The following is an 8510-nucleotide window of genomic DNA, read 5'->3' as shown; positions in this document are numbered from 1 at the left end:
AACGACCTGCTCGACCTGGCCAAGATCGAGTCCGGCCGTGTCGAGCTGCAGCTCGAGACGGTGGATTGCGGCGTCGTCCTCGAGGAAGTCGTGCAGACGCTGCGCCCGACGGCCGACGCGAAGGCGTTGTGGCTGCGCCTCGAGCCGGAGCACGTGACGGTCCCGGTGCGTGCGGACCGGCGTGCGCTGCAGCAGATCCTCATCAACCTGGCCGGCAACGCGCTCAAGTTCACCCACGCGGGTGGCGTGAGCATCGCGGTGTCGACGCAAGGCGGGCGGGTCGACGTCGCCGTGCGCGACACCGGCATCGGCATCAGCGAGGCCGACCGCGCCCGCTTGTTCCAGGCCTTCACGCAGGTGGGCGATCGCGGCGCGCGCAAGGCCGAAGGCACCGGCCTCGGCTTGCACCTGTCGACCAAGCTGGCCGAGCTGATGGGCGGACGCATCGAGGTGGCCAGCCAGCCGGGGCAGGGCAGCGTGTTCACGCTCCAGCTGGAAAGAGGCTGAGATGGCGCGCATCCTCGTCATCGAGGACAACCCGATCAACCTCGAGCTGATGTCGTATCTGCTGCGCGCCTGGGGGCACGAGGTGCGTCAGGCGCCTGATGGCGTCGCCGGGCTGACCGCGGCCCGGCGCGAGTGCCCCGACCTCATCGTCTGCGACATCCAGATGCCCGGGCTGGACGGCTACGACGTGGCCCGGCAGCTCAAGACCGACCCGACCCTGAGGGGCGTGCCCGTGGTTGCCGTGACGGCGCTGGCCATGGTCGGTGACCGCGAGCGTGCCCTGCAGGCCGGTTTCGACGGCCACATCGCCAAGCCGATCGAGCCGGAGTCCTTCATGGCGGCCCTAGCGGGCTTCCTCGACGGTCCGTCCGGCACGCCGGTGGCGCCGCAGCCCGATTCGCCCCGGATCCTGCCGCAACAGGCGGTGCCCGACAACCTGCGCGCACCGCGTGCGGGACTGTCGATCCTGATGGTCGACGACACCGAGGCGAACCTGGCGTTCAAGGTCAGCCTGCTCGAACCAGCGGGTTATGCGGTGCTGACGGCCAGCGGCGGCCAGCAGGCACTGGAGATCGCGCGGGCGCGGCACGTGGATGCGTTCCTCGCCGATGTGGTGATGGCCCAGGGCGACGGTTTCGAACTGCTGCAGGCGGTGCGTGCCGACCCGGCGCTGCGCGGCAAGGCATTCCTGTTCCTGACCGCCACGGCGCGCGACGACGCCTCGCGTGCGCGCGGGATGGCCCTCGGCGCCGACGCCTACCTCATCCGGCCGATCGAGCCGCAGCGCCTGCTGGCCGAACTGCGCGCCAGGTTGCTGCCCTGAGACCCCGGCGCCAGGGGCGCTTGCGGCCTCCGGGATAATCGCGGGATCCCCTGACACCCAGGTCTCCCGAGAAAACTCCATGGCCCAGTACGTCTACACCATGAACCGCGTCGGCAAGATCGTGCCGCCGAAGCGGCAGATCCTGAAGGACATCAGCCTGTCCTTCTTCCCCGGCGCGAAGATCGGCGTGCTCGGCCTGAACGGATCGGGCAAGTCCACGCTGCTGAAGATCATGGCCGGCCTCGACAAGGACATCGAGGGCGAAGCCGTGCCGATGCCCGGGCTGAAGATCGGCTACCTGCCGCAGGAACCGCAGCTCGATCCCGATCAGAACGTGCGCGAGTCGGTCGAATCCGGCCTCGGTGGCGTGATGGCCGCGAAGAAGCGTCTCGACGAGGTCTACGCCGAATATGCCGAGCCCGATGCCGACTTCGACAAGCTGGCTGCCGAGCAGGCCGAGCTGGAGGCGATCATCGCCGCGGCCGGCAGCGAGAACACCGATGTGCAGCTGGAGATCGCCGCCGACGCGCTGCGCCTGCCGCCCTGGGACGCGAAGATCGGCGTGCTCTCCGGCGGGGAGAAGCGCCGCGTGGCACTGTGCCGCCTGCTGCTCTCGAAACCTGACATGCTGCTGCTCGACGAACCGACCAACCACCTCGACGCCGAATCGGTCGAGTGGCTGGAGATCTTCCTCAAGCGCTTCCCCGGTACGGTGGTGGCGATCACCCACGACCGCTACTTCCTCGACAACGCCGCCGAGTGGATCCTCGAACTCGACCGCGGCATGGGCATCCCCTACAAGGGAAACTACTCCGACTGGCTCGACCAGAAGGAGAAGCGCCTGGAGGTCGAACAGAAGAAGGAAGACGCGCGCATCAAGGCGATGAAGGAGGAACTCAAGTGGGTGCGCTCCAACGCCAAGGGCCGCCAGGCCAAGAGCAAGGCGCGCCTGGCCCGCTTCGAGGAGCTCAGCGACGTCGACTACCAGCGCCGCAACGAGACCAACGAGATCTTCATCCCGGTGGCCGAGCGCCTGGGCAACGACGTGATCGAGTTCAAGGAGGTCACCAAGAGCTTCGGTGACCGCGTGCTGATCGACAAGCTCAGCTTCAAGATCCCGGCCGGCGCGATCGTCGGCATCATCGGCCCGAACGGCGCCGGCAAGTCGACGCTGTTCCGCATGATCCAGGGCGTGGAGCAGCCGGACTCGGGCGAGGTGCACATCGGCCAGACCGCCAAGCTCGCCTTCGTCGACCAGAGCCGCGAGAGCCTGGCGGCCGACAAGACGGTGTGGGAGGACGTCTCCGGCGGCCTCGACAACATCGTCGTCGGCCAGTTCGTGATGCCCTCGCGCGCCTACCTCGGCCGCTTCAACTTCAAGGGAAACGACCAGCAGAAGCTGGTCGGCCAGCTCTCCGGCGGCGAGCGCGGCCGCCTGCACCTGGCCAAGACGCTGGCGCGCGGCGGCAACGTGCTGCTGCTCGACGAGCCCTCGAACGACCTCGATGTGGAAACCCTGCGTGCGCTGGAAGAGGCGCTGCTCGAGTTCGCCGGCAGCGCGATGGTCATCTCGCACGACCGCTGGTTCCTCGACCGCATCTGCACGCACATCCTCGCGGCGGAGGGCGACTCGCAGTGGGTCTTCTTCAACGGCAACTACCAGGAGTACGAAGCCGACAAGAAGAAGCGCCTCGGCGAGGAAGGCGCGCGCCCGCACCGGCTGCGCTTCAAGGCGCTCAAGTAGGCCGCGTCGCGTCACTTTCCGCCCCTCCACCTCGGGGGGTATGCGGGGATTCAGGCTCGCCCGCCCCGTGATCGCGGGTGAGGGCGGGGCCCGCCGGATGACGCGGCTGTTCCAGAATCGGCGCGAACGCACAGCGATGCGCCGATCGCGGAACATGCCGAAGATCCCCACAGACCAGGCCGGTGTTGGGCCGAGCCAGATTCCACAGCGGAGCGCCGTCCGATGACGGCCTCGCTGGCCTCCCTGCCACCCGATCACCCGCTGGCCCGCTTCGAGCCGCTGCGGCCGGCCGAGCGCGTGCTGCTGCGTGCCTGCCGCCACGGCGACATCGCCCGCATCGGTTTGCGCCGGCCGCGCGCGGCCGCGTCCGAGGTGACCGTGCGCGCCTCGTTCCTCGCCGCGCTGGCGCTGCAGAACGGCGCGCACCGGCAGAGCCGGCGCATCCAGCTGCTCGGAGCCTGGGTGGAAGGCCGGCTCGACCTCGGCGAGTGCCAGGTGCCGGCAAGCCTGTGGTTCTTCCGCTGCGTTTTCGACACCACGCCGCTGTTCGACGGCGCGCGCATCCACGGCGGCCTGGCCTTTCCCGACTGCGAGCTGCCGGGGCTGCTGGCCGAGCGCTGCCGCATCGCGCAGGACCTCTCGCTGAACGCCGGCTGCAGCATCGCCAGCGAAGTGCGCCTGCAGCAGGCCCGCATCGCGGGCGACTTCAATGCCACACGGCTGAGCATGATCGGCAACGAGGCCTCGCTGCCCGCCCGGCGAAGCCTGTGCGCCGACGGTCTCGAGGTCGAGGGCGACGTTCGCCTGTCCGACGGCTTCGACGCCTCCGGCGAGGTGCGTTTTGCCGGTGCCCGCGTGCGCGGCGACTTCATCGCCAGTGCGGCGCGCGTCAACGGCCCGGTGGATGCCACAGGGGCGCGACGCTGCGCGCTGGTGCTCGACCGCATCGAGGTGGGCGGCGACCTGAAGCTCGACCAGGGTTTCGCCGCGGCCGGCAGCGTGCGTGCCAGGCGCGCCTGCGTCGGCGGCGACCTCGACTGCAGCGGTGCCGCGTTCGACCGCGTGGGCGACGCTTCCTGGGGCGAAGGCATCTCGCTGGTGCTCGACCGTGCCCGCATCGGCGGCACGCTGCACCTGGCCGGGCTGCAGGCGCCGCTGCTCGGGGCCTCGCTGGCCGACGCGCGCGCCGGTGCACTGGTCGACGACGCCAACACCTGGGGTGAGCGGCTGGTGCTCGACGGTTTCGCCTACTCGCGTTTCGGCGAGGGCGCGTCGCTCGACTCCGGGTTCCGCCTCGGCTGGCTGGAACGGCAACTGCCCGCGCACCTGGCCGACGACTTCCGCATGCAGCCCTGGCAGCGCCTGATCCGCGTGCTGCGCCGCATGGGCCGCAGCGGCAGCGCCGGCACGGTGGCGGTGCGCCGCGAGCAGCGGCTGCGGCGCATCGGTCGCATCGGCAGCTCGATGCCCGGCGCACTGCGCTGGCTGGCGCGTGGCGCGCATGCGGCATTCGGCGCACTGGCAGGCTACGGCTGGCGGCCGCAACGGCTGGCCGGCTGGACGCTCGCGGCCTGGCTGTCGGCCTCGCTGCTGTTCGGGCTGGCCGATCGGCAGTCGGCGTTCAAGGCCGTGGGTTCCGCTCAACCCGCGGCCTTCGAGCCGATGTCCTATGCGCTGGACCTGCTGCTGCCGGGCATCGACCTGCACGAGGCCGGCCGCTGGCTGCCGGTGGCTGGCACGGCCTGGGGCGAGGCGGCGCGGCTGGCGGGCTGGGCGCTGCAACTGTCCGGTGTGCTGGCGGCCGTGCTGCTGCTCGTCTCGCTGGCCGGCTGGGCCGACCGCGACCGGCGTCGCTGACGCGGCTTTGCCGCAGCTCGGCGCGCAGGCGGGACTGCACTGATCACGCGGACATGCGGCTTGCCGCAGAATCCGGCGATCGAACTCATCGCCAACAGAGCACCCATGTCCCTTCCGCTCCGAGTTGCCGCGCTCACCTCGCTGGCGGCCAGCCTGGCCGGCTGCGCCACGCTGACTCCCTCTGCCGCACCGACGGCCACGACCGCTGCCGCGCCCGGGGCGGCAGTCGCCCCGGCGAATGGCGCATCGGCGCCTGCATCCGCAGCGGCGCGGCTCAATCCCGCGGCGCCCAAGCCCTTCGCGGAGGTGATCAAGGACGCAAAGCAGGAGGCCGGCTTCTTCCCGGTCTGGCGCAAGGACGACAAGATCTGGCTGGAGATTCCGGCCGAGATGCTCGACAAGCCCTTCCTGCTCTCGGCCAATGTGTCGGAGTCGATCGGCGAGCGTGGCCTGTACGGCAGCCAGATGGGGCCGTCGTGGCTGGCCTCCTTCCGCCGCGTCAACAACCAGATGCAGCTGGTGGCGCTGAACACCGAGTACATCGCGACCACGCCGGCGATGAAGGCCACGGTGGCGCAGTCCTTCTCCGACAGCCTGCTGGCCGCCACTGCCGTGGCCAGCGCGCCGCATCCGGAGCGTAAATCGGTGCTGGTCGACGCCAGCTTCCTGATCGCCGACCTGCCGGCCTATTCGTCCCGGCTGGAGCAGGCGTTCCGCTTGAACTACGGACTCGACCGCGCCAATTCGTCGATCGAGAAGACCCGCGTCACCGACGACCTGCTGACGCTCAACCTGCGCATGCACTTCGCGACGCCGCGGCTGCCGGTGCCTCCGCTGGTACCGCCGCCGACACCGGTGCCGCTGCCCTCGCCGCCGAAGACGCTGCCCGATCCGCGCAGCCTGTTCGTCGGCGTCGTCTACAGCTTCACCAAACTGCCCGAGACGCCGATGGCCGCACGCGAGACCGATCCGCGCGTGGGTCACTTCTTCGACACGGTGACCGACCTCACCACCGACCTGCAGGTCAACCCCAAGCGCTTCCTCGTCAACCGCTGGCGGCTGGAGAAGGCCGACCCGGCGGCGCCGCTGTCCGAGCCGAAGCAGCCGATCGTCTTCTGGCTGGACAAGAACATCCCGACGACGTACCGGCAGGCGGTGACCGAGGGCATCCTCGAGTGGAACAAGGCCTTCGAGCGCATCGGCTTCAAGAACGCCATCGTCGCGAAGCAGCAGCCCGACGATGCCGACTGGGACACGCTGGACGCGCGCCACGCTTCCATCCGCTGGTTCGTCGGCGCCGACGTCGGCTTCGCGCGCGGCCCGAGCCACAGCGACCCGCGCAGCGGCGAGATCATCGATGCCGACATCGCGATGAGCGACGTGTTCGGCCGAGGCGCGCGGCGCTTCCGCGTGGAGAGCGTGGGCACGACGGGCCAGACCTTCGCCACGCCATTCGCGCTGCCCTTCGGCAAGGGCGCTGCGCAAGCCTGCGACTACACCATGCAGGCGGCCACCGAGTTCGAGTTCGCGCTCGACCTGCTGGAGGCGCGCGGCGACCTGACCCCCGACAGCCCCGAGGCCGAGGCCTTCGCCCAGGCGGTGGTGCGCGACACCATCATGCACGAGGTGGGCCACACGCTCGGGCTGACGCACAACTTCAAGGCCTCTACCGTCTTCGCCCGCGCGCAGTTGCAGGACAAGGCCTTCACCGAGAAGAACGGCATTTCCGGCTCGGTGATGGACTACAACGCCTTCAACATCGCGCTGGCCGGCGAGACGCAGGGCAGCTTCAACAACACCACCATCGGCCCGTACGACTACTGGGCGATCGAGTACGCCTACAAGCCGATCGACCCGGCCCGGGAGAAGGCCGAACTGGCGCGCATCGCGGGGCGCAGCGCCACCGATCCGCTGCTGGCCTTCGCCAACGACCCCGATGCCGGCGGCGGCCCCGGCAATGACGGCATCGACCCGCTGGCCAACCGCTTCGACCTCGGCGACGACCCGCTGGCCTACTTCCGCAAGCGCCTGCAGCTCTCGCGCGAGCTGTGGCAGCGCGTGCAGCAGCGCACGCCGCAGGCCGGCGAAGACCCGACCCGCCAGCGCCGCGCGTTGCTGGCCGGCTTCTCGGCGCTGCGCGATTCGCCGTCGCTGGTGGGCAAGTATGTCGGCGGCATGTACACCACGCGCGCGGTGCCGGGCGGCGGCAACGGCCCAGCCTTCGTGCCCGTGGAGCCGGCCCGGCAGCGCGAGGCACTGCAGTTCCTGGCCACCGGCCTGTTCGCCGCCGACAGCTTCCGCTTCAAGCCGGAGTTCCTCGCCAGCCTCACGCCCGACTACCGCGAATGGGAGCGCCAGGAGCTGGTGAGCATTCCCGCCTCGGTGCTGCAACTGCAGTCGGCGGCGCTGAACCGGCTGATGAGCCCGGGCACGGCCTCGCGCCTGCTCGACCTGCCGCTGTACGTGAGCGAGAAGGAACGCCAGGGGCTGATCTCGCTGAACGAGGTGTATGGCACCTTGCAGGGCGCGGTGTGGAGCGAACTGAAGCAGGGCGGCGGCATCGACCGGCTGCGCCGCAACCTGCAGCGCGAGCACCTGCGCCGCGTGCAGGCGCTGCTGGTGAAGGTGACGGTGCCGCTGCCGGCGGATGCGCAGAGCCTGTTGCGTGCCAACGCCACGGCGCTGCGCGACGAGCTGCGCCAGGCGCTCGCGCGCAAGCGCTGGGATGCGGAGTCGCGCGCCCACCTGCAGGAGAGTCTGGCCGTGCTCGACCAGGCGCTGACGGCCACGATGATCCGCAGCTGAGGCCGGCCGTTCCGCCGTTCACGCCCGCCGGGGCGTGACCCGTCGCAGAGGCGGGGCGACGCCATGGTGCCGGCGCTGCGCGCGCGCTATCGTGCGCCCATGTCTGCCGCCCTGGACCCCGTTGCCCCTGCCGAGCGCGGCTTCGATCGATTCGTCGCGGCGCTGAGCCTGCGCCGCGTGGTCGTCGCCATCGTGCTGGCGGTGCTGGTGGCGACGGTGCTGAATCCGACCTTCGTCACGCCGTATCCGGTGCTGCTTGGGCGCATGCTGGTCATCGCGCTGCTGCTGTTGCTGGTGTTCACGGCGGCGGGCACCTGGTCGGTGGGCGGCGCGCCGCGCTGGCTCGTGCAGGTGCTCGCGGTGATCCTGACGGCGCCGCTGGCCACCTACCTCGTCTACCTGCCCTCGGTGCAGGGCCAGGTGTTCGAGGTGCTCAAGCACGAAGGGCGCCTGTCCGGCTTCCTGCTGATCAGCGGCACGGCGCTGGTGGTGGGGCCGCTGCTGGCGCTCGGCGCGCTGTACCGCGAGCGCGACGCGCAGGCCCGTGCCCAGGCGCTGAACTTTGCGCTCGAGCGCAGCCAGCTCGAGCGGCAGGCGCTTGACGCCCGGCTGCGACTGCTGCATGCCCAGATCGAGCCGCACTTCCTGTTCAACACGCTGGCCAATATCCAGACGCTGGTCGAGGCCGGCTCCCCACAGGCTCCGCAGGTGCTCAACAGTCTGATCGCCTACCTGCGCGCGGCCATGCCGCGGCTGGGCGATCCCAACGCGACG

The 8510-nt window shown here is 70.4% G+C and carries 6 protein-coding genes; all 6 read left to right on the top strand.

All coding sequences use genetic code 11. From position 1 onward, the window contains the following. The coding region (locus AB7U92_RS16425; protein WP_428579110.1) for a sensor histidine kinase at positions 1–507 on the top strand (507 nt) is incomplete at its 5' end. Between the two features lies 1 nt (position 508). Next, positions 509–1330, top strand: coding sequence for a response regulator (locus AB7U92_RS16420; protein ID WP_428579107.1), 822 nt, complete (start codon positions 509–511; stop codon positions 1328–1330). Between the two features lie 79 nt (positions 1331–1409). Beyond that, entirely contained in the window at positions 1410–3074 is a 1665-nt protein-coding gene (ettA, locus tag AB7U92_RS16415; protein WP_428579105.1) for an energy-dependent translational throttle protein EttA, read from the top strand. Positions 3075–3296: 222 nt separating this feature from the next. Continuing rightward, entirely contained in the window at positions 3297–4931 is a 1635-nt protein-coding gene (locus AB7U92_RS16410; RefSeq protein ID WP_428579102.1) for a hypothetical protein, read from the top strand. 105 nt (positions 4932–5036) lie between these two features. Further along, positions 5037–7736 carry a zinc-dependent metalloprotease gene (locus AB7U92_RS16405; RefSeq protein WP_428579099.1) on the top strand — a complete coding sequence of 900 codons (2700 nt, stop codon included), beginning with the start codon at positions 5037–5039 and terminating at the stop codon, positions 7734–7736. Positions 7737–7835: 99 nt separating this feature from the next. Next, a partial coding sequence (locus AB7U92_RS16400) for a histidine kinase (protein ID WP_428579096.1) occupies positions 7836–8510 on the top strand: 675 nt, incomplete at its 3' end.

The sequence above is a fragment of the Piscinibacter sp. genome, assembly GCF_050175855.1.
Classification (GTDB): Bacteria; Pseudomonadota; Gammaproteobacteria; order Burkholderiales; family Burkholderiaceae_C; genus Piscinibacter.
Note: the sequence above shows the minus strand (reverse complement) of the source record. Positions and strands in the feature narration are given on the sequence as shown.

Coding starts and splice junctions, on each gene's coding strand:
- AB7U92_RS16410 (WP_428579102.1), top strand. CDS start 3,297: ATGACGGCCTCGCTGGCCTCCCTGCCACCCGATCACCCGCTGGCCCGC.
- ettA (WP_428579105.1), top strand. CDS start 1,410: ATGGCCCAGTACGTCTACACCATGAACCGCGTCGGCAAGATCGTGCCG.
- AB7U92_RS16405 (WP_428579099.1), top strand. CDS start 5,037: ATGTCCCTTCCGCTCCGAGTTGCCGCGCTCACCTCGCTGGCGGCCAGC.
- AB7U92_RS16420 (WP_428579107.1), top strand. CDS start 509: ATGGCGCGCATCCTCGTCATCGAGGACAACCCGATCAACCTCGAGCTG.